Raw genomic sequence first — 978 nt, forward strand, 5'->3', positions numbered from 1 at the left:
ACTCGAGGCTAGCCCTAAAGCTATTTCGGGGAGAACCAGCTATCTCCAAGTTCGATTGGCATTTCACCCCTACCCACACCTCATCCCCGCACTTTTCAACGTGCGTGGGTTCGGGCCTCCAGTAGGTATTACCCTACCTTCACCCTGGACATGGGTAGATCACCTGGTTTCGGGTCTACGACCTCGTACTATACGCCCTATTCAGACTCGCTTTCGCTACGGCTCCGTCTTTTCGACTTAACCTCGCACGAGATCGTAACTCGCCGGTTCATTCTACAAAAGGCACGCCATCACCCATAAACGGGCTCTGACTACTTGTAGGCACACGGTTTCAGGTTCTCTTTCACTCCCCTCCCGGGGTGCTTTTCACCTTTCCCTCACGGTACTGGTTCACTATCGGTCACTAGGGAGTATTTAGCCTTGGGAGATGGTCCTCCCTGCTTCCGACGGGATTCCTCGTGTCCCGCCGTACTCAGGATCCACTCAGGAGGGAACGAAGTTTCGACTACAGGGCTGTTACCTCCTCTGGCGGGCCTTTCCAGACCGCTTCGTCTACTCCGTTCCTTTGTCACTCCGTATTGAGTGTCCTACAACCCCAAGAGGCAAGCCTCTTGGTTTGGGCTGTTCCCGTTTCGCTCGCCGCTACTCAGGGAATCGCTTTTGCTTTCTTCTCCTCCGGGTACTTAGATGTTTCAGTTCCCCGGGTATGCCCTCCATACGCTATGGATTCACGTATGGATACTGCCCCATTACGGACAGTGGGTTCCCCCATTCGGAAATCTCCGGATCAACGCTTACTTACAGCTCCCCGAAGCATATCGGTGTTTGTCCCGTCCTTCATCGGCTCCTAGTGCCAAGGCATCCACCGTGCGCCCTTTCTAACTTAACTAAACACACTTTGTATTGCTTGGCTTTATCGTTTAGCTCCAAACGAGAACCGTTTGTCGCTTTTCTTTACTGCCTGTTATCTAGTTTTCA

General features: G+C 52.7%; 1 rRNA gene. It reads right to left on the reverse strand.

Annotated features, from left to right (window positions below):
• Window positions 1-889: ribosomal RNA gene (locus ABEV15_RS07250) — 23S ribosomal RNA — on the reverse strand; the annotation flags it as partial.
• Window positions 890-978: the final 89 nt, after the last annotated feature.

Source organism: Bhargavaea massiliensis, from assembly GCF_050480245.1.
Taxonomy (GTDB): domain Bacteria; phylum Bacillota; class Bacilli; order Bacillales; family Anoxybacillaceae; genus Anoxybacillus.